Annotated in this window: 15 protein-coding genes; 5 read left to right on the forward strand and 10 right to left on the reverse strand. The window is 43.2% G+C overall.

Going from position 1 to position 21,323, the window contains the following annotated elements; translation table 11 throughout:
- Positions 1-143: 143 nt before the first annotated feature.
- The 3 genes from RXX31_RS03240 to RXX31_RS03250 are packed head-to-tail and all read right to left on the reverse strand — an operon-like array spanning position 144 to position 5,337.
- Positions 144-3,203 (reverse strand): efflux RND transporter permease subunit, encoded by a 3,060-nt coding sequence (locus tag RXX31_RS03240; RefSeq protein WP_317587670.1) that lies wholly within the window; start codon positions 3,201-3,203, stop codon positions 144-146.
- Positions 3,203-4,264, reverse strand: coding sequence for an efflux RND transporter periplasmic adaptor subunit (locus RXX31_RS03245; RefSeq protein ID WP_317587671.1), 1,062 nt, complete (start codon positions 4,262-4,264; stop codon positions 3,203-3,205). The genes RXX31_RS03240 and RXX31_RS03245 overlap by 1 nt, the downstream gene beginning before the upstream one ends.
- Positions 4,264-5,337: an efflux RND transporter periplasmic adaptor subunit gene (locus RXX31_RS03250; protein WP_317587672.1), complete on the reverse strand. Its 1,074-nt coding sequence runs from the start codon at positions 5,335-5,337 to the stop codon at positions 4,264-4,266. Before RXX31_RS03250 ends, RXX31_RS03245 begins: the two co-directional genes overlap by 1 nt.
- 158 nt (positions 5,338-5,495) lie before the next feature.
- On the opposite strand from RXX31_RS03250, the gene RXX31_RS03255 reads away from it, so the two are divergent.
- Positions 5,496-6,221 (forward strand): TetR/AcrR family transcriptional regulator, encoded by a 726-nt coding sequence (locus tag RXX31_RS03255; protein ID WP_317587673.1) that lies wholly within the window; start codon positions 5,496-5,498, stop codon positions 6,219-6,221.
- 72 nt (positions 6,222-6,293) lie between these two features.
- On the opposite strand, the gene gcvT is transcribed toward RXX31_RS03255, so the two are convergent.
- Entirely contained in the window at positions 6,294-7,412 is a 1,119-nt protein-coding gene (gene gcvT, locus RXX31_RS03260; protein ID WP_317587674.1) for a glycine cleavage system aminomethyltransferase GcvT, read from the reverse strand.
- Positions 7,413-7,676: 264 nt separating this feature from the next.
- A complete protein-coding gene (locus RXX31_RS03265) occupies positions 7,677-8,300 on the reverse strand; it encodes an XRE family transcriptional regulator (protein ID WP_317587675.1) in 624 nt (207 codons plus the stop codon).
- A 389-nt stretch (positions 8,301-8,689) separates the two neighbouring features.
- Here RXX31_RS03265 and RXX31_RS03270 point away from each other — a divergent pair, with 389 nt between their 5' ends.
- The 3 genes from RXX31_RS03270 (at position 8,690) to gcvP (ending at position 13,379) form a co-directional block, all read left to right on the forward strand.
- Positions 8,690-9,985: a serine hydroxymethyltransferase gene (locus tag RXX31_RS03270; protein WP_317587676.1), complete on the forward strand. Its 1,296-nt coding sequence runs from the start codon at positions 8,690-8,692 to the stop codon at positions 9,983-9,985.
- Positions 9,986-10,021: 36 nt separating this feature from the next.
- Positions 10,022-10,402, forward strand: coding sequence for a glycine cleavage system protein GcvH (gene gcvH, locus RXX31_RS03275; RefSeq protein WP_317587677.1), 381 nt, complete (start codon positions 10,022-10,024; stop codon positions 10,400-10,402).
- A 112-nt stretch (positions 10,403-10,514) separates the two neighbouring features.
- On the forward strand, positions 10,515-13,379 hold the full coding sequence (gene gcvP, locus RXX31_RS03280; protein ID WP_317587678.1) for an aminomethyl-transferring glycine dehydrogenase: 2,865 nt from the start codon (positions 10,515-10,517) through the stop codon (positions 13,377-13,379).
- Positions 13,380-13,514: 135 nt separating this feature from the next.
- Here gcvP and RXX31_RS24795 read toward each other — a convergent pair whose 3' ends face one another.
- Positions 13,515-13,745, reverse strand: coding sequence for a DUF3732 domain-containing protein (locus RXX31_RS24795; RefSeq protein WP_411197964.1), 231 nt, complete (start codon positions 13,743-13,745; stop codon positions 13,515-13,517).
- 90 nt (positions 13,746-13,835) lie between these two features.
- Between RXX31_RS24795 and RXX31_RS03285 the strand changes: the two genes are divergently transcribed.
- A protein-coding gene (locus tag RXX31_RS03285) for an IS3 family transposase (RefSeq protein WP_317587679.1) occupies positions 13,836-14,986 on the forward strand; the annotation gives its coding sequence in 2 pieces (ribosomal slippage) (positions 13,836-14,073 and positions 14,073-14,986; 1,152 coding nt in all).
- 203 nt (positions 14,987-15,189) lie between these two features.
- On the opposite strand, the gene RXX31_RS03290 is transcribed toward RXX31_RS03285, so the two are convergent.
- The 4 genes from RXX31_RS03290 to RXX31_RS03305 form a co-directional block, all read right to left on the reverse strand.
- Entirely contained in the window at positions 15,190-16,284 is a 1,095-nt protein-coding gene (locus RXX31_RS03290) for a hypothetical protein (RefSeq protein WP_317587680.1), read from the reverse strand.
- A gap of 107 nt (positions 16,285-16,391) precedes the next feature.
- Positions 16,392-16,988: a condensin complex protein MksE gene (locus tag RXX31_RS03295; protein WP_055465062.1), complete on the reverse strand. Its 597-nt coding sequence runs from the start codon at positions 16,986-16,988 to the stop codon at positions 16,392-16,394.
- Complete coding sequence (locus RXX31_RS03300) at positions 16,975-18,405, reverse strand: hypothetical protein (protein ID WP_138937051.1); 1,431 nt, start codon at positions 18,403-18,405, stop codon at positions 16,975-16,977. The genes RXX31_RS03295 and RXX31_RS03300 overlap by 14 nt, the downstream gene beginning before the upstream one ends.
- Complete coding sequence (locus tag RXX31_RS03305; protein ID WP_317587681.1) at positions 18,398-21,313, reverse strand: hypothetical protein; 2,916 nt, start codon at positions 21,311-21,313, stop codon at positions 18,398-18,400. The genes RXX31_RS03300 and RXX31_RS03305 overlap by 8 nt, the downstream gene beginning before the upstream one ends.
- Positions 21,314-21,323 lie beyond the last annotated feature (10 nt).

The raw sequence follows: 21,323 nt of genomic DNA on the forward strand, positions 1-21,323 counted from the left end.
GCTTTTTTATTCTGGTTTTGATACAAAAACCCTGAGAAAACCTCTCAGGGCTAGGCAGGAATCTGACTCAATACAAGTCAGGAGTCCTTATGCAGTGGTCGTATTCCAATCACAGTAGATAAGTGGTTAAAGATAGTGACCATTTATTTACTACGATTGGGACTTATCCTAAACAGAATCGCAAACATCACTGGCACTACTATTAGTGTCAGTACTGTAGCAAAACCAAGTCCTGCCATAATCGTTATCGCCATGGAACCAAAGAAGGCGTCAAAGACGAGTGGAATCATACCTAGAATGGTCGTTAACGCCGCCATACTTACCGGGCGAACACGGCTGATCGCGCTATCTACAATAGCAAGATAGGGATCTTTTCCGGACTCTAGTTCAAGGTTAATTTGGTCAAGTAATACAATACCGTTTTTCAGTATCATCCCGCTCAAACTTAACAAGCCTAAGAAGGCGGTAAAGCTGAATGGCATGTTTGTGGTCAACAAGCCGAATGACACACCAATAATGGACAAGGGTACGGTGAACCAAATAACCAACGGCTTTTTAACCGAGTTAAACAGCAAAATGGTGATGATGAACATCAGCAAATAACCCATAGGCAACGAGCCAAACAGCCCTTCTTGCGCGTCTTTCGACGTTTCATATTCCCCACCCCAGGTAATTTCGTATCCATCAGGCAAATGTAATGCCATCACTTTTGGTTGAACACGAGCAAACAAGCTTGCTGCGGTATCTTCACTCAGCACATCATGGTCCGCTAATACCGTTAGAGTACACTTGCGGTCACGACGTTGAATTAGTGGTTCATTCCAGTCTAACTTCACACCATCGATGATTTGATCAACGGGGATATAAGTCTGCAGTGACGGGCTCCAGATATTCACATTCTGCAGTGATTCAAAATCCACACGCTCGTCTTCAGGAAGTCGAGTCACGATTGGCAGCGTATGTGTTCCGTCTCGTAAATACCCTAACGCGCGACCACCAAATGCCATCTGCAACGTGCTTGAAAGGTCTTCTTTCGAAATCCCCAAACGACGTGCTTTCGATTCATTAAATACCGGAACAAGCTCTTTTGTTCGTTCTCGCCAGTCATGACGAATGTTTCGTGCACCTGGGTCGGTATGCAGAATATCTTCCACTTGCACGGCCAAATCACGCAGTATCTGTGGATCCGGGCCAGTGATTCTCGCTTCTATTTTGGATGCTGGTGACGGGCCAAACTCCATCAACTTAAATTGGAATGTCGGCTGGTTAAATGTCTTTGCTAAGTTGGCATCGAGCGTATTCAAAAGCTTAAACATATTCTCGCGATCTGTTGCCCTAACCTGGAACTGAGCATAAGCTTCATAGCTTTTCTCTGGTTGATAGGTCAAAACAAAACGCTGTAACCCCTGACCAATCGTTGCCGAAACAAAATCAATATGGTCTTGTTGTTGAATATAGCTTTCCACTGCTTGTGCTTTTTTCGTTGTTTCGCGAATATCTGTGCCTTCCGGCATCCACATGTCTACATAGAACATAGGTGTGTTTGATGGCGGGAAGAACTGCTGTTTTACATTACCAAATGCCACGACAGCGCTAAAAAGCAATGCCACCATACCGGCAACGGTTAACCATCGGAAACGTAAAGCAACCTTGAGTAACGATCCGAATACTTCAAACAACCAACCTTTATAAGGGTCTTGCTCCTCTTCAGCTGACACTTTATCTTCTTTCAGTAACAGATTCGCCAAAAACGGAGTTAGCGTGATGGCAGTTACCCAACTCAGGAATAGCGAGAAGCAAAGCACCCAAAACAACGAGCCCATAAATTCGCCCGTCGCATCTTGCGAAAGCCCGATTGGTGCGAATGCCGTAATGGCGATTACAGTCGCGCCCAACAGTGGCCACTGAGTCTGTTTAACAATATCTACGGCGGACTGAACTTTTGAGCGCCCTTTCTTTAGGCCAACGAGGATACCTTCGACTACAACAATCGCGTTATCTACCAGCATACCCAAGGCAATAATAAGAGCACCAAGAGAAATCCGGTGTAGCTCGATATTGTTGTAGTTCATGAGGATAAAGGTACCAAACACCGTTAGCAGGAGTACGGTCCCGATAATGACACCACTGCGTAACCCCATGGTAAACAGCAGTACGATGATTACGATGGCGACGGCTTCGGCCAGACTAATGACGAAAGCTTTTACGGACTGATCCACCTCTTGTGCCTGGTTGTAGAAGTAGCTCATATCAAGACCAGCAGGCTTGATGGACTCTAAACTGTTTAGCTCTGCTTCAATACGCTCACCGACTTCGACTACATTGACACCGGATGCGAAAGAGATCGCAATGTTGATCGCTTTTTTGCCGTTAAACAAAATCACGTTGCTTGGTTTTTCCTCAATGCCACGAGAAATCGTCGCGACATCCTTTAAGCGGATCAGGTTGCCAGTATCTCGACCATGAATGATCAGATTTCCTAGTTCTTCAACAGTATTTAGCGTACCACTTGGACGAATGATAAGACTTTCGCCATTTACCATAACCTCACCTGCTGACACCACACTGTTTTGTCGGTTTAGCAAACTGGAGACTACGTTCATATCAATGTTCAAAGCGGCAAGTCGATCTAAAGATATCTCAACAAACAGCATCTCTTGCTGGTCACCTGTAATATCAACTTTTCCAACCCCTTCTACCAACTCTATTTCGCGGGTTAAGTGATCAGCATAACGTTTGAGCTCGACATAGTTATAGTCGTCACCCGTTAACATCAACATCACACCATAAACGTCACCAAAGTCATCAATAATCTGAAGAGATTGCACACCCTGAAGTAAATTTGGTCGCAGATCATTAATTTTTCGGCGCATTTCATCCCAGATTTGCGGCAGTTCATCTGGACCATAGTCCATCTTCATACTGACCATGATCTGTGACATACCATCCGACGACGTTGAAGTAACGACATCGATATATGGGAGTTTACGAATCTCTTTTTCCAACGGATAAGTGAGTTCTTCTTCCACCTCTTTAGAAGTCGCACCTGGATAACTCGCCACAATCATTGCGTCTTTAATAGTGAATGCTGGATCTTCCAACCGACCAAGCTCAAGGAACGATGTGACACCACCAATGGCAAGAATAACAATGAACAGCCAACTGATGACTTTGTTTTTTATCGAATACTCAGCAATGTTCATTATTGTTCCTTCTCCACCACTTCCACATGTTTGCCTTCACGTAATTTACGTAAGTTTGAATTCACCAACACATCACCTTGATTAATTCCGGATGACACGACCGCACCCTGACCGTTCACTTTAGAAACATGAACAGGTACCTTATTCACCAAGTCACCCTTCAATTTCCATACAGAGAACTCATTCGGCTTGCTTCCTGCCTGCAGCGCAGTAACAGGAACGTTGTAACCATCAATCGAGGTGATGCCGGCTTCGACCATATCAACCATCACGCTAACGCTTGTACCTGGTAAGATTTCTTTTTCTGGCTGAGGCATCGTCAGGTACATTTCATAAGTCTGAGTGTCGGCATTCGGTTCACTCGTGTACTCTAAGTAATTCAACAAGTAGGATTTCGTCACTCCAGAAAAGGTCGCTCGAGGCTGGTAGTTGGTATTTTCAGTGTTTGGATTAACAAGCGCCAAGACATTATCAGAGAGTTCTATTCGTACATAAACCAAGTTGTTCTGGTACAGATTCAGTACCGTTTCACCTGCGCTAACTCGCTCAAACCGTTCTTTATAAACGTCAGATACCTTGCCGGAAAATGGCGCAAATAGACGCGTGTAGTTCAATTGGTTGGTCGCACTGTAGAAGTTCGCTTCTGCCAGCTGTTTGTTTGCTGTCAGTTCGTCCAGTTCCGCTTTTGATATCATTTGACGTTGATACAACTCTGTACCGCGCTTCAACTGGCGAATGGCTAAGGTGTACTGAGCTTGCGCATCATTAACCGTTTGTTTCTCTTTGCTATCATCGAGCTTGGCGAGCATTTGACCTTGTTTAACCACATCACCCGCTTTTACGAGTACATGCTGAATTTCACCCGCATGGCGGAAAGCGATTGGTGTTTGCTCGGCTGGAACCACTATCCCTTTAAACGCTCTGAATTGGCTTTTCACTGGCGCACCGACAGATACAGTTGAAACATAGAGTGACTGTTCAGAAACCCGTTGGTTATCACCCTGACATCCGGTTAGAGTAGCTAGAGCAATCGCAGAAACGATAAATAGAGTGCTTTTCATTAAATGCCTCCCTCTCTAGCCCAGGCTTTCACCACCTGACCTTCAACTAAGTGTTCAACACCAGCTATGACGACGTAATCATCACTTTTTAGTCCGGATTCAACGCTACCACTATCACTAAGTGACAAGGTAACCTTTTTAACTTGTTGCGTTTCGCCGTCCATCACCCAAACATCACCATGATGAGTCTCTTTGTTCACCCAAGCTGATTTAGGCAACGTCACTGAATCAGATACATGCTGTCTCGCGATATGCACTTGACCTGTCATACCGGTAAGCAAGTTACGATCAGTCGGGCGAGATATAGTTACAATTGCTTCATAACTATTGGTATCGATATTAGGTTGAGTAGAGATTTCTTTAAATTTTCCCGGAATGCGTTTGCTCGGTTCACTGTCCATCGTCACCCACATCTCCGCCTCCTTTAATGAAGAAAGCGATACAGATTCTGCGTAAGTCACCGGTAACGTGAAAGAGACGTCCAATGTACTGTTGTCAATCAGGTTTAAGATTTCCTGATTCTCACCAACGACCTGAAAAGGTTTTACATAGGTATAAGAGACCACACCGTCAAAAGGGGCATGAATTTTTGTATAACTTAAATCCGTTTTTGCCTGCTCGAAGTTAGCCAATGCTGCTTTATATTGCGTTTCTTTTTGGTCGTATTCATCGGTACTGATCAGCTTTTTCTTGTATAGGCTCTTAGCACGTTGCCACTGCGTTTGTATAAGTGAGAATTGTGCTTGGGCGGAATTCAGCGCTAATTGAAGGTCTTTCGGGTCCAACGTTGCTAACACATCGCCTTTTTTGACATCGTGACCCATTCTGACGAGCAACTGCTCAACTTCACCACCAACCTGAAACGACAGCTGTGCTCGATGAGTTGCATCTATTTGAGCGAGAAAAGCATCAGAATCAGCCACAGACAAATCCTTAACCGCCAACAACTTCACAGGTTTAATCAAAGGTTCTGACGGTTCCGATATGGCTTTATTACATCCAGTCAGCATTCCAGACAGACTTATTGTCATCACGGCGCCAACCACGATGCGTTTTAGATAATGTTTACGCATCCGATATCTCCATATTTTATTTACTATACAGTCGTGCAGTATATTGCTATTTAGATATAGATCAACATATTTTCCATTTGTGCAATAAATAAATTAGTCAAATAGGCAAGTTTCTGGTAAAAGTAACGCGTTGATTATTATTCGGGAAAAGTCGAACTATGAATGAGAGAAAGCAAGGCAGACGTAGTGCTGAAGCAGCTGAACACACTAAATGTGTCATCCTTAAGGTTGCGGCAGATATGTTTTGCGAACTTGGTTACTCGCGTGTTTCACTTAGAAATATCAGTGAAAAAGCGGGGGTCTCACATAGCTTGATCCGACATCACTTCGGCAGCAAGGAAAAAATCTGGCAAGCGGTTAGTGATGCGATGGACGAGTATTTGCAAGACTACATGGCCGAACTGCTCAACCAAATGCCCGAAGATACGCCTTCCAACAAAAAGATTTATCTATTTACGGTGCGTATGCTGGCATTTACGTTAGTCAACCCACATCCTATACAAATGATTGCGGATGCTATCCGGCAAGATGACGAAGCACTATTTGATTACTTCCTGCGCTCAAAAGAAGAGTTTGGTGCGATTTTCTCTGGCATTTTTGAAGAGTACAACCGCGAATACCCTGACGCGCAGGTCGATCACTGGGAGTCTAAATGGCAAATGCTCCTGTTTGCTCATGGCGCAACTTCACTAGCACCAATGATGCAGCAAACATGGCCCGATATTGCTGATGATCGTGAAAAGATGCTGCTAAAACACTGGGAACTGTTCAACACAATCATCGCAAGCCAGTTCAGTGTTAATAAAGAAGATATGCTCCACCCTGCGAAGGTAGAAGATATCGTTATCGACATGTGCTGTCACATTGATCAGGCGGTAAGCTAAATCTATCGACACCGAAATTTAAGATAAAAAAATGCCGGGCTAATTAGCCCGGCATTTTTCCATCTATTCTACTTAGCCACGGTAGTAGCGTTGAGGTACAAATGGCATTTTCTCTACCGTCATCGGTAGCATTTTGCCACGAACTTCAGCGAACAACTCTGTACCAATAGCCGCTAAATCTGCACGAACATAACCCATTGAAACTGGCTTACCCGCGTTAGGGCCAGCAGTACCGCTGGTCACGACGCCGATTTGATTTCCGTCAGCATCAAATAGCTCTGCGCCTTCACGAACTGGAGCTTTAGTTTGACCAACCAAGCCAACACGTTTACGTGCGACATCTTTAGTCTCAATTTGATTAAGGATGATGTCTGCGCCAGGGAAACCACCTTCACGTTCACCACCAGTGCGACGAACTTTTTGAATGCCCCAAAGTAGGCTTGCTTCGACAGGCGTTGTGGTTGTATCTAGGTCGTGACCGTACAGGCAAAGACCACATTCCAAACGCAGTGAGTCACGCGCGCCAAGACCAATCCACTCAACTTCAGCTTCCGCTGTAAGCTTACGGGCTAGCTCTTCAGCGTGAGAGTTTGGTACTGAGATTTCATAACCATCTTCGCCAGTGTAACCGCTGCGGCTTACGATACATTCAACGCCAAGGATTTCGAGTTTCTTCACATCCATAAACAGCATATCTGCAACTTCAGCATTAAAGCGTTTAAGTACTTCAGCCGCTTTTGGACCTTGAAGTGCTAGTAGAGCGCGATCTTCGATGATTTCAAGTTCAACATCAGCAGGAAGGTGAGCTTTAAGGTGAGCAATATCTTGCTCTTTACAAGCAGCGTTAACCACAACGAACAGATGATCACCCTGGTTTGCTACCATTAGGTCATCCATGATTCCGCCTTGCTCATTGGTAAAGAAAGCATAGCGTTGGTTACCTTTTGGCAGGTCAATAATGTCTACAGGAACCAATGTCTCTAGGAACGTAGCTGCACCCTCACCAATTAAACGAAGTTGCCCCATGTGAGAAACATCAAACAGACCCGCTGCATCACGAGTGTGTAAGTGTTCCTTTTTAACGCCTAGTGGGTACTGAACCGGCATATCGTAACCCGCAAACGGGACCATTTTTGCGCCAACTTCAATATGAAGAGCATGCAGAGGTGTTTTCAGAAGTTCTTGAGTCATTTTCGTCTCCATTTAGATAGACCCGAGAATGCTATCAGCATTCGCTTTCTATGTTTCCAATAATAAACACGCTTGATTCCATTTTGCACGAACAAGACGACTGTTGGCTTTCAAAAGTGTGACTTTTAACATTTTAATCACAATAAAACGCTAAAAAAAGGCGCTCAATTGAGTGATACCTCTTCAACTGAGCGCCATTCTAACGAATTTTAAACCAATAGCAATCGTTTGCCTTCACTATAGGAAATTTACAAATTTTTATCACTACTTGGCTGTAACCCAAATAATCTGTGCGTCTTCTTCACTTACACTGGTTAACATATGACCCATATTAGCGTCATAGTAAACACTATCACCTTCGTTTAGAACCACGGGCTCATAGAACTCAGAGTAAAACTTAACCGCGCCAGATAAGATAAGTAAGAACTCTTCACCGTCATGACGAATCCAATCTTTATATTCGTCAAAATGTCGGGCACGAATCTGGCTTTTAAAAGGCATCATTTTCTTATTGGAAAGTTGAGTGGCAAGTAGTTCGTGCTCATAGGTTTGCGTAGGGTGAGGTTTCCCTTCGCTTTTACGAGTCACATCCCTACGCCCTGCCGCAACTTTTTTTCTTGGTGGTTCAAATAGTTGCGGCATATCAATCTGCAATCCAAGCGCTAGTTTTTGCATCGCCTGAAAGGTAGGAGAAATCTGCTCGTTCTCTATTTTACTTAGTGTAGAACGTGCCAGACCGGTTCTTTGGCTCGCCTCTTCAAGTGTAATACCCAGCTTTGAGCGAATATCTTTAATACGCTGCCCAAGCTTTAAAGGCTCAATATTCTCATCATGATTGTCTTTCGCAAGCGTCATCGATGGGTATTCATCATAAATACTTCCTGCCATAATTCCCTCTGTAATTGTTCTTATCTCTCTCCCTATATGCATTGTGCATGAAGCGTATAATGGATAAAAGTCCACCAAGTTAATTAAAGTGTGCTCAGGTTAACAAAAATCGCATACGTGTTTCCTATAGGAAATTTTTTGTTGATTGTTCCCGCCTCAAGCGTTATGTTACAGCCTTGTTAGATGTAGAGATGCACTTTTCCGTAACGATTGGGCATAAGAGATTCAAAAGTAAAAGCACAATCCGACGGAGTTTTTGCCCACTTTAGGGCTGAATGTTCGCTCTGTTCTGCTACGCAGTGCAGCTGTTTTGAGGACAAATGAACCTAACCGCAAACCAATAATTCAATCTATGCGGGTTCATTTTCAGATTTGGAAGGTCAACTACCATGAACAAGAGTTACCCTAACCACAGCTTGGAAAACTTTTTCTCTACCAACCTCTCTGCGACAGATGATGCTGTCTTTGCTGGAATTCAGGCGGAATTCGCTCGCCAAAACGAACAAATCGAACTTATCGCTTCTGAGAACATTGTTTCTAAAGCGGTAATGCAAGCTCAAGGCACTTGCCTAACAAATAAATACGCTGAAGGTTACCCTGGTCGTCGTTACTACGGTGGTTGTGAACACGTAGATACGGTTGAGGCAATCGCTATCGAACGCGCGAAAAAACTTTTTAGTTGTGAATACGCAAACGTTCAACCTCACTCAGGCGCTCAGGCAAACGGTGCAGTTAAACTGGCACTTCTTCAGCCGGGCGACACCATTTTAGGCATGTCATTAGACGCCGGAGGCCACCTTACACACGGTGCGCGCCCTGCTCTTTCAGGCAAATGGTTTAATGCGGTTCAGTACGGTGTTGACCGCGAAACACTAGAAATCAATTATGAAGATGTTCGTGCTCTTGCAGTTGAGCACAAACCAAAAATGATCATCGCTGGTGGTAGTGCGATTCCACGTACTATCGACTTCGCTAAGTTCCGTGAAATCGCAGACGAAGTTGGCGCGATTCTAATGGTTGATATGGCGCACATTGCGGGTCTGATTGCGACTGGTGCTCACCCAAGCCCACTACCACACGCACACGTTGTAACGACAACAACGCACAAAACATTGCGTGGTCCACGTGGCGGCATGATCTTAACCAACCACGAAGACATCATTAAGAAAATCAATTCAGCGGTATTCCCTGGCCTTCAAGGTGGCCCGCTAATGCACGTTATTGCTGCAAAAGCCGTCGCATTTGGTGAAGCGCTTGGCCCTGAGTTCAAAACTTATATCAATTCAGTGATCAATAACGCAAAAGTATTAGCTGAAGTATTGCAGACTCGCGGTTGCGACATTGTGACTGGCGGAACCGATACTCACCTAATGCTGGTTGACCTTCGCCCTAAGGGTTTGAAAGGTAACAAAGCAGAAGAAGCTCTCGAGCGTGCGGGAATCACATGTAATAAAAATGGCATCCCATTTGACTCAGAGAAGCCTATGATTACATCGGGTATCCGTTTGGGTACACCAGCTGGCACAAGCCGCGGCTTTGGCGCAGAAGAATTCAAGCTCATCGGTAATTGGATTGGCGATGTATTGGATGGGTTAGTAGAAAGCCCTGAAGGTAACGCAGAAGTAGAACAGCGCGTTCGCAAAGAAGTGAAAGCACTGTGCGGCCGATTCCCTCTTTACCAATAAACAATTTAAACGCAGTTATTTTTTGGAGATTAAGCAATGGACAACACATTGAAGTTTGCAGAGAGCCACGAGTGGGTACGTGATAATGGCGATGGCACAGTAACTATCGGTATTTCTGAGCACGCACAGGAAATGTTGGGTGACGTAGTATTCGTCGACCTGCCAGACGTGGAAGACGAAATTGAAGCTGGCGATAGCTTCTCTCTAGTTGAATCTGTAAAAGCGGCTTCAGATATCTACGCGCCTATCAGCGGTGAAGTTGTGGAAATCAACGAAGAACTAGAAGATAGCCCAGAGCTAATCAACGAAGAACCGTACGAAGGTGGCTGGATTGTTAAAGTTAAGATGTCTGATCCATCTGAACTAGACAATCTAAAAGACGCAGAAGAATACCTAAACTCTATCGAAGAAGAGTAATTAGGAAGATTTTCAAAGCTGCCTCCGCCCGGAAGGCAGCTTTTTTTCAATGTTCGGACCTTATTAGTAACGACCCGATACGTTACCCGAACGATGGAGTAGGTAAAGGACAATGACTGAATTACTTCAAAGCCTCAGCACACAAAATGAGTTCGTTGCTCGCCACAACGGCCCAAACAAATCTGATCAACAAAAAATGTTGGATGCGATCAATGTTGCTAACCTTGACGCACTTATCGAAGAAACGGTTCCTGCACAAATTCGTCTGGAAAAACCGCTAGCACTAGCAGAAGCAAAAAGCGAAGCAGACATGCTGGTTGCAATGCGCCAGTTCGCTGACCAAAACCAAATTAAACGCACTTTCATCGGCCAGGGTTACTACAATACCTTCACGCCAAACGTGATTCTACGTAACGTGTTAGAAAACCCAGGCTGGTACACTGCATACACACCTTACCAACCAGAGATCTCTCAAGGCCGTCTTGAAGCACTTCTGAACTACCAGCAAATGGTTATGGACCTGACTGGTATGGAAATCGCGAACGCTTCTCTTCTTGACGAAGCAACGGCAGCAGCTGAAGCGATGACGCTATGTAAGCGCGCAGGTAAGAGCAAAAGTAACGTATTCTTCGTGGCTGACGACGTTCATCCACAAACATTAGAAGTTGTAAAGACTCGTGCAAAATACATCGGCTTTGACGTACAAGTAGGTACTCTGGAATCTCTACCAGAACAAGACGTATTTGGCGCACTTGTTCAATACCCAGGCACAACGGGTGAAGTACGTGATCTAACCGACATCATCGCAAAAGCACAAGCTAACAAAACATTAGTAACGGTTGCTACTGACCTACTCGCTTCTACTCTGCTGAAACCAGCAGGTGAAATGGGTGCAGACGTGGTTATTGGTTCTGCTCAGCGTTTCGGCGTACCAATGGGTTACGGCGGTCCACACGCAGCATTCATGGCAACGCGTGATAAGCATAAGCGTACTATGCCTGGTCGTGTAATCGGTGTTTCTATCGATGTAAACGGCAACCAAGCACTACGTATGGCGATGCAAACGCGTGAACAGCACATCCGCCGTGAAAAAGCGACATCAAACATCTGTACTGCGCAAGCACTACTAGCGAACATGGCTTCTTTCTACGCGGTATTCCACGGCGCAGAAGGTCTACGCACGATTGCTCGTCGCACTCACCACATGACTGCGATTCTGGCTGCTGGTCTGACTAAGTCTGGCTACGAGCTTGCTCACAATAGCTTCTTCGATACCATCACTATCAATACTGATGGCAAAACTGAAGAGCTTTACGCGAAAGCACAAGCGGCAGACATCAACCTACGTAAGCTTGACGGCAAACTAGGTATCAGCTTCGACGAAACAACCACTACTGACGACATCAACGCTCTATTCGCAGTATTCAATGTAGAACAAGACGTAAATGCGCTATCGTCAGAAATCGCAAGCAACGAGTTTGCTTCAATTCCAGAACCACTGCGCCGTACGTCTAAGTTCCTGACTCACCCAGTATTCAACACGCACCACAGCGAAACGCAAATGATGCGTTACCTGAAACAGCTAGAGAACAAAGACTTCTCACTGACTCACGGTATGATCCCGCTGGGCAGCTGTACGATGAAACTGAACGCAGCAGCAGAGATGATCCCTGTTACTTGGCCTGAGTTTGGTTCTATTCACCCATTCGCTCCTCTAGAGCAAGCGGCAGGTTACTCTGCGCTAGCTAAAGATCTGAAAGAGAAGCTATGCGAAATCACTGGTTACGATGATTTCTCTCTACAGCCAAACTCTGGTGCGTCTGGTGAATACGCGGGCCTTATCGCGATTCAACGCTACCACGACAGCCGTGGCGAAGGTCACCGTAACGTATGTTTGATCCCAAGCTCAGCACACGGTACTAACCCAGCGACAGCGTCAATGGTATCAATGAAAGTGGTTGTGGTTAAATGTGATGAAGATGGCAACATCGACATGACTGACCTAGCAGCGAAAATTGAGAAACACAAAGACAACCTATCAAGCATCATGATCACTTACCCTTCTACGCACGGCGTATACGAAGAGCACGTGAAAGAAGTATGTGAAATGGTTCATGCAGCAGGTGGTCAGGTTTACCTAGACGGCGCTAACATGAACGCACAGGTTGCCCTAACCTCTCCAGGTTTCATCGGCTCTGACGTTTCTCACTTGAACCTACACAAAACCTTCTGTATCCCTCACGGTGGTGGTGGTCCAGGTATGGGTCCTATCGGTGTTAAATCTCACCTGGCACCTTTCCTACCAGGTCATATCGAAAATGGCGTAGAAGGTAAAGAGTTAGCGGTTTCAGCAGCAGATATGGGTAGCGCATCTATCCTGCCTATCTCTTGGGCTTACATTGCGATGATGGGTGAAGCTGGCCTTAAAGATGCGACGAAAGTTGCGATTCTTAACGCTAACTACGTAATGGAACGTCTGCGTCCTTACTACCCGATTCTTTACCGTGGTACAAATGGCCGTGTAGCACACGAATGTATCGTTGATATTCGCCCGCTAAAAGAAGAAACAGGTATCAGCGAAGAAGACATCGCGAAGCGTCTAATGGACTACGGTTTCCACGCGCCAACGATGTCATTCCCAGTTGCTGGTACACTGATGGTAGAGCCTACTGAGTCAGAAGATTTGGAAGAGCTAGATCGCTTCTGTGAGGCAATGATCGCAATCCGCGAAGAGATGGCGAAAGTGAAAAACGGTGAGTGGCCATTAGAGAACAACCCTCTAGTAAATGCACCGCACACTCAAGTGGACCTTGCTGCAGCAGAATGGGATCGCCCTTACTCTCGTGAGCTAGGCTGTTTCCCATCGAAAGCGACGAAGTCTTGGAAATACTGGCCAACGGTAAACCGCGTAGATAACGTATACGGCGACCGCAACCTAATCTGCTCATGCCCAAGCATCGAGAACTACGAAGACTAATTTCGTTGTTGATCACAGATAACCAAGTTGAAAACTGTGATAACCGAGTTGGAAACCGATAACTAAGTTGGAAACTAACTTGAATAACAAAAGGCGAACCATTTGGTTCGCCTTTTATGTACCTGCTATTTTTTGCTACGACGAGCTACGTTGTGACTCGCGCTCGTGTCTAGTTACCCAACTCTGAGGAATTAAAGCATGTTCTCCTCTCCATTTAGGTTTAACTGTGCAAGCTTGGAACCAGTCTTCGCCAATATCCGCGTGATCTGTCACAATAATTTGCAGCTTAGGAGCCTGTTCCTTAGAGACGTCTGTAAGCCATTTAAACATCTTTATCACTGCCTCGCGATCTTCATCTTTCTGAATGTCAGAAAGGTCACCTGCACTGCTTTTTGAATAGCCACCGACTTGATAGACACCTTTTAGTTAGACAAAATGACTAACAGAGAGGTGCTTATGAGCAGCAAAAGATATCCAGAAGAATTTAAAATTGAAGCGGTAAAACAGGTCACGGAAAAAGGTCATAGTGTGGCTGATGTTGCCAACCGCTTAGGGACGACTACCCATAGTCTTTATGCTTGGGTGAAGCGCTACGGTCCCGACTCCTCCCAACACCAAGCTCAATCTGATGAAAGTGCCGAAATTCGTAGGCTTCGGAAAGAACTGCAAAGAGTTACCGAAGAGCGGGATATACTAAAAAAAGCCGCGGTGTACTTCGCAAGCCAGTCCGACTGAGGTACGCCTTTATCAAAGCCAACCAGTCAGTTTGGCCTGTTCGACGAATGTGTAAAATCCTTGGGGTTCATCCAAGTGGTTTTTATGCCTGGCTAAAATACCCTGACAGCAAACAAGAGAAACGGCGTAAGTATCTTCTCGGACTTATTAAACAGTTTTGGCTGGAATCAGGTGGGGTTTATGGCTATCGGAAGATATACAGAGACCTACGAGATGAAGGGGAATTCTGTGGAATCAACCAAGTACATCGCTTGATGAAACGAGAAGGCTTACAGTCACAACGCGGGTATCGTAAACCCAGAGCTAAAGCGGGTACTGAACATGTCATTTCGGCTAACAAATTAGCCAGAGAGTTTAATCCAACGGCTCCAAACCAATCGTGGGTGACCGATATTACTTATATAAAAACACATGAAGGTTGGTTGTATCTTGCCGTTGTTGTCGATCTTTTTTCTAGAAGAGTGATTGGTTGGTCGATGAAAAGTCGAATAACTAAAGAGTTGGTTTTGGATGCGCTTTTAATGGCTATATGGCGCCGTTCTCCAAGCCAAAAGGTGCTCGTACATTCAGATAAAGGCAGTCAGTATACGAGTCACGACTGGAACAAGTTCTTAAAGCAACATGGACTGGAAGCCAGTATGAGTCGTCGAGGTAATTGTCACGATAATGCTGTGGCAGAAAGTTTTTTCCAGTTACTGAAAAGAGAACGAGTTAAACGAAAAATCTACTCTACACGGGAAGATGCTCGCATGGATATCTTTGAATATATTGAGATGTTCTACAACGTAAAACGCAGGCACTGTTCCAATAATCAATTGTCGCCTGTAGAGTATGAGAAGCAATATGAGAGAAGACTAACTAGTGTCTACTGACTCGGTGGCTATTCAAAAGGAGAGTACACTTATAGCTATTTCCGATTACATGAGTTTGAGGTTGAGTCAGCGAATCTGGCTCAAGGAAGACGAAAAGTAAGGAAAGTGAGCGCAGAGTCGTTGTCCAAATTTGCGAAACTTCAGCAATAAACAGTATGAGAGACTCTACAGCTCTCTTTGAATAGTAGTTATCAAAGTAAATATCAATTGCTTATCCAATTGAAATAGTCAACGACTAGCCCAGCAGCAAGTTCGTAATTGATATGAGGGAGTGCTAACAAAAATAGCATTAGCGTAGTTAGCACTCCTGTAAACACAATCCCCATACCTGTGTAGAGTTTTGAAATCCCGATCTGACGTTGGTATTGCTGATGGAGGTCTAATTTACTTTGCTCAAAGCTTTTCTGCTTCTCAAGCAAGATGCTTTGGAAGGATTCCAACTCTTGATTTTGCGAAATCTTTAGCTGCTCCACGTATTGCTTATAGCGGGCCGATTCCCTTTCTAAGAGTGTAACATTTCTAGTTACACGACTCATTTTGTCGTTAGAACTATCTAAAGTATCTTTCAGTTTCTTGATGATTGTTCTTGAGTGTTGCGTCACAAGTGGATTGCTCAAAATCTTCGCAAAGACTTGTTGGCTAAATCTAGCGCGTAGTTTCTCAAAGTAGTCCTCTAAGTCCTCTGGCGTAAAAGGCTGTTTGTTCAATTCTTTGCGAAACCTAATGCTATCGGAGATCTTTACTTCCAAGATAGGAATATTGTGGGATTCGAATGCCTTCACCTTATCGGGTTCGCAACTGTGAGTGACAAAAATTTCTAACGCAACCTTTCCCCCCCACTCATCGTACATCAGAGAGTCTTTAGACAGATAACCAATAGCATCAGGATAGAAGTACTTGTCGCTACCAAATTGGAGCCGAGTAGATTGATAATCCTTGTCAAAGTACTCAAACTTTAGCGGAAGGTCTTGGTTTCCGATCTTAAAAGGAATCGTACTTAAAGACGTTAGTGCTTCTATTGCTAACTGATGCGATAGACTCTCTCCATCACTATCACCCTGTACTTCTTTAGCTGCGTTCTTAGGATTATATCTAAAAAAGCCATTTTTATTTGGATGCACAGGCTTCCGATCTTTTGGATCTCTGTGAGTGCTCCACAGAATGAAATGGTTAAACTCCGCCCCATGATCCCGTTTAAGTTTGAGAGCTTCCCAAATGTACATCATGAGTTGACTATGGTCTTGCTTACCTGAAATAGGTTTTTGATTCTTATCTGTAACATACGCCCAAATTTTCATCTAACTTCCTTTGAGTGTTACCAACTACATATGCGGTGAGCATTACTAACCAAAAAGCTCTGTTGTAAGAACTAGGTAATACTCTCGTTTAGCGAACAAGTAAGAGATTAGCTGATCGATTCTTCGTATTTTTTTACATGGTGTTGAATAAAGAACATGCCCGCAGAACTCACTACATAATGCCCATCACCGCATCGGTACATAAAGTTACGATTCAAGAGAAAGCGCACGCATGCATCCCAGTCATCTTTTGGCATTAGTGCCCCTCGAATACGGTCATACTGCTCATTTCGTTTGATCTCATCTATATGTTTAGCTTTAAGGCCAAAATGTTCATTGGCTAAATCATCTAGATCGAAACTTTTATCAGTCCAAAACCTAGCTATCACTAAAAGCAATGCTTGTACCTTAGTAGCATTTTCGTCCGCATCTTCTGAACTATCATCTTTACGAATGTGAAAAAATTCGCCTCCGGAGTTAAAAACCAGCTCAAACCCAATGTGCTTGTAAAGGAGGCTATAATGGCTATCCAAATGCTTATATAGCTCTGTATACAAAGGGTTCTCAATAAACTGCTGAGTATATGTTTCATAAATGCGCTTAGTGATCACTTTGCCAGACGAGAACTGGGAGTAGACTTGCTGACTGAGTTCGAGGTCAGCATAGTCGAAAGTGTTAGATATTAGGTTATTAGTCGTATGCATAAGTCTCTCGTACCTCCAATTTTATTTTTCTGTACTTAAACACATACCCACCTACCGTTATCTCATGAAAAATATTAGTAACTCTTGGAAGATGGTTGTGAAGGTTTAACTGGCCTACTGAATTTAGAGTCATTAGGGCTTCAAGAAGGTCAAGTATTTGGTAATCGTCCAACAAGCCCTCTAGCCTATCGCTCACTACTTTTATTAAATCATCACAATGCTCGAATCTCATCGAATACATTAGTTGCTTAACCTGTTTCACCCTTTCCAAGCGCGTGTCTAAACTATTATCTTTAGAGCTCTGTAAAAGAGATAAATCAAGCTGATTAACAAGTTTGTAATCTTCAAGCTTCGTGGTGATGTCCGTGGTTATATTATTAAAGTACGACTGTGAATCACTCAGTCGGAGGTCTTTGGGACGAGGCTGGTTCATCAAACCACAAAACAAACCTGATGTTTGAGCAAAATCTGAACTGATTCTTTTACGCCTTAAGTCCTGTTGTGTTTCTTTTAAATACTCCACTAACTCAGAAAATGCATTTTCGATTGCATTAAACTGCGTGAGCCTTTTCCTTGAGCGAGCTAAGAACTGATCAATAGATGTAGATATACGACTTATGTCTTTATGATAAGCATTAAATGAAATTGCATATCGGAGCATGGTCGAAGCTTCACTATCTAAACTATGTACTTCAAACAACCTTTTAAGCTTCTCCAGACATGCCAATAAATTTGCCCCATCTCTAAGCACCACTTTCTCATCCAAAAAAGCCCTAGTGGGTAGGATATGTCTCACCAAAAGGTTTGATATATGTTCAATATTGTCTTTTTGTAATGCTTGTACGACATTAGGGTTGGTAGCCTTCAGGGCTTTCTCACTCTGTTCGCTCAAGTCCCTATTCACATCTTCCATGCGAGTAAGGTTTCTACGAATTAGACTTTGCAGAGCAGCAAGAGCTCTAAACAAAGCTCCCAATGCCTCCTTGTAGTCCAAGTCTTGGGGGTTAAAATCAAGGCTACCACTGTCAAACCTATCAGTTAGCTCCCTTAATGCAACAAGCCTTGTGTTTAACTCTATATGGGTAAGTTCTTGGATTAAGCTTCTATCAAACAGTCTAAAAATGTCCAGTACTGCTTTATCGAAAAACAGCCTCCCAGCACCTTCGAAATGATCAAAATCAGACAAAATATGTGAATTAATCAGATTATCCTTTGAAAAAGCTACTCTGACAGCATTTTGCTGAGTTGTATCTCCTTCCAGCGTTTTGAGACACTTAAATACAGCTGCATTAAAATCGTATTCGCGTACATACGATTCACCATATGTATCCATTGACCTTATCGACTCAAGCATGATGGCTTTATACTCCATCATTAACTTAAATGTCGGAAGTGTATCTAGAACTTGGCTATTCATCAGTCTCTCCAAAAATACACATCTGATCTTCCTTCGCTACGCTTGGTTTAATGATGTACTCAGGTTCACTAGTAAAGGCAATCTGACGCTCAGGATGATAAGGAAGACTTGTTTTCATCGAGTCAATTTTGAAGTAGTAGCCAAAGAGTAATATCAACTCACTAGATACTGAATGTGTAGATGCACTTAGTACTCTAAAACCCGACTCATTGAGTTGTGGCAAAAGCCACTGAAATTGCGAGAGATCTACAGAAGCTCCCTCATCTATAATTAATGGGAAAAATACTTTACAGCTCGATTGCTGGACAGATTTTAGTAACACTTCAACTAGTTTGATGTTTATTAGCATCACTGTCGAAGTGGACTGAGATTTTGTCTCAAGACTCTTCGCGCCCTGTTTTTTAACATGGTAGTTGATTCCCGTGAGTATCTTTTCCATAGTTAAAGTTGATGCCGTGCCTTCATCAAAAAACTCTTTACTAAAGGTCTTGAGTCGATCCACAAACTCACTTGAAAGTCGGCTATCGGCATATAAGTCAATGTGTGCTACCTCTGCCAATAGTGCTTCGAATCGACTATTAACACCGATTTTAGCTTTTACTTCCGATAAATCATTTATGGTCGCTTTCTTAAACTCAGTGTTAATAAACCCTTCAAAGCTATCAATTAGCTGTCGGTTTTTCTCAAGTTCAGTAATGATTCCATGAATCTCACTCTTAAGGGCAACAAACTGCCTTTTCAGATTAGCTATCTCTTCATCCACATGTACAAATTTTGACTCAATCTGCTTATATGTATGACGAATTTGTTCATCAGAAAGAGTCGCGGTAAACAAGTCGTCATCATTGTCGATGACACCTTCTTTAACCAAAAAATGTATATTGGATGTAACGCCACTACGCGCCTGCACTTTTGCTAATAGTGCATTTTCCAGACTTTCAAAAAACTGTTCCGACACTTCAACGCTTTCAACACTTAGCTTCTCCAGTGGAAAATCTACAAGTTGATGTCGAGCTAGGCTATTACTCACTCTCTGGCTCAAGCCTTTAAGTTTTTCTAAATTTGAGTTGAAGCTACTTAAACTCTCCTTTGATTCAGCTAGCTCCCTTTGAGATATGTCTAGACTATTTTGGGCTTTAGATAATGAGTTTTCAGCTTCTTCAACTTGTTGGGTTAAAGATCGTACTTCCTCATTGGCATAGTTAGCGGTTTGGAGGTTGAACTCATAGCTCTTAACTTTGGTAAGTTCACTGTCATATCGTTCTAGTTTACGCTGTAACCTAGCTATTTCAGTTTGAGTAAGGATATCGCTTTGGTTGCCAATTTTCTCTAACTCATGCAACTCATCCTCAAAAGCAGCTAAGTTCTTAGTTCTCTGCTCAAGCTCTTCTTCTGTTGAATGTTCTTCAATCAAACTGGCAATATTTAGAGTCCTATCAAAGAAACGATATTGCTGATTATCTCTTTCAAAAAGAGCTAAAAATCCTTTAAAGCGATCTAACTCTGTTTCTGTTAACCTACGACCAGGGTTAGCTTTGGAAATAATACTATTTATCGAAGATAGTATTTGATAATCGCCGATCTCTAACTGCTTTGATAAGAAAAATTCTTTTAACTCTAAGCTTCGATTAAGTATTCTGATGTGCCTATTTTCATCTGCTATCAACGTCTTCAATTGTTCAATACGCACCTTCCTTTTAGATGCATCTTTTAAGTTGTCGAGATTGGATACCTCTTCATCAAGCTCTTCAGCAAGGAGCTCTTCAATTTCAGAAATAGGCTTTCCAAAGTAATCATCGATGATCCTTTTCGCTGTATCTAGCTGAGGTTGTAGTTTCTCCAATTTCGCACTTTCCTGTTTAAGGGCTCCCTTCAACTCATTGAGGTGTCGTTGTGCGTCATCGCGAAACTTTTGGTTATTCTTGTTCCGCTCAAGCGCCAAATGTATCTGGTCTTCAAGCAACTTGTGTTCTTTAGCTTTAGAGTCCAACTCCCCTCTAAGCACACGATCAAATTGCAGCAACTTAGTTTCTGCACTTTGGTTGTCTGTTAAAGTGGCGTACGAGATAGAAAGTTCTTCAAATTTTGGTTTTAGATTTTTTACTTTCTGTAGATGAAGTTCCTTATCGCCAAGCATCTGGTTTCTATTCAAAAACTCATTGATATCAAGGCTTAATTCATCTTTACGCTCTTTCTTAGTAGACTCAATGATGTTGGCAATAGCCAGCCTAACAGCATCAGAACCAGTCTTCATATCAAAAAGAAGCTTAACTAATGCTTTAAAGGAGTTAATGCTGGCATCATCTAACTTGCTCAATGGAAACAAACAATAACGCATGGCATTTACATCAAGTAAATCATTTGCATACAACGCTTCTTTGATTGCCTGAGGGCGCTCAATAGTCTTAAAGTACTTAGGATCTCTTTCTTTTAATGCCTTCTTCACAGAATCGATCGATAGGTTTTGTACTGCTCCTCCAATACCATCTTCTCCAATACTTGAATCCCAAAAGAGATCTTTTATGTTCTGGTACGGAAGAGATGTAAACATTCTTTTGTAAGACTTAGATTCACCTCGATAAAGAATCTGACAATGCGGAACTGGGCCACCAAGAAAATTCTCACATTCTAAAATCAAGAAACTCGATCTACTCGGGAAATAGTGTTCAAAACTCTCATCGTCCGTATAGGGTTCACCTTTGTTATTCATGAATCCAAACTTCTGAAAGCTCTTCTTGAAGTTTGTCTCTGGCAGTAGAAACAACCGAATCGCGTTAAGTATTGATGTTTTACCAACATTACCCTTCGCAATTATGATCCCACCGTTTCTAAGATCAATTTCTGCAATAGCTACCCCTACGGAGTCGACGACAATCAATCTTGAAATACTTATGCGAAAATCTTCCATCATCCCATCC

The organism is Vibrio sp. EA2 (assembly GCF_033042495.1).
In the GTDB taxonomy this organism is placed as follows: domain Bacteria; phylum Pseudomonadota; class Gammaproteobacteria; order Enterobacterales; family Vibrionaceae; genus Vibrio.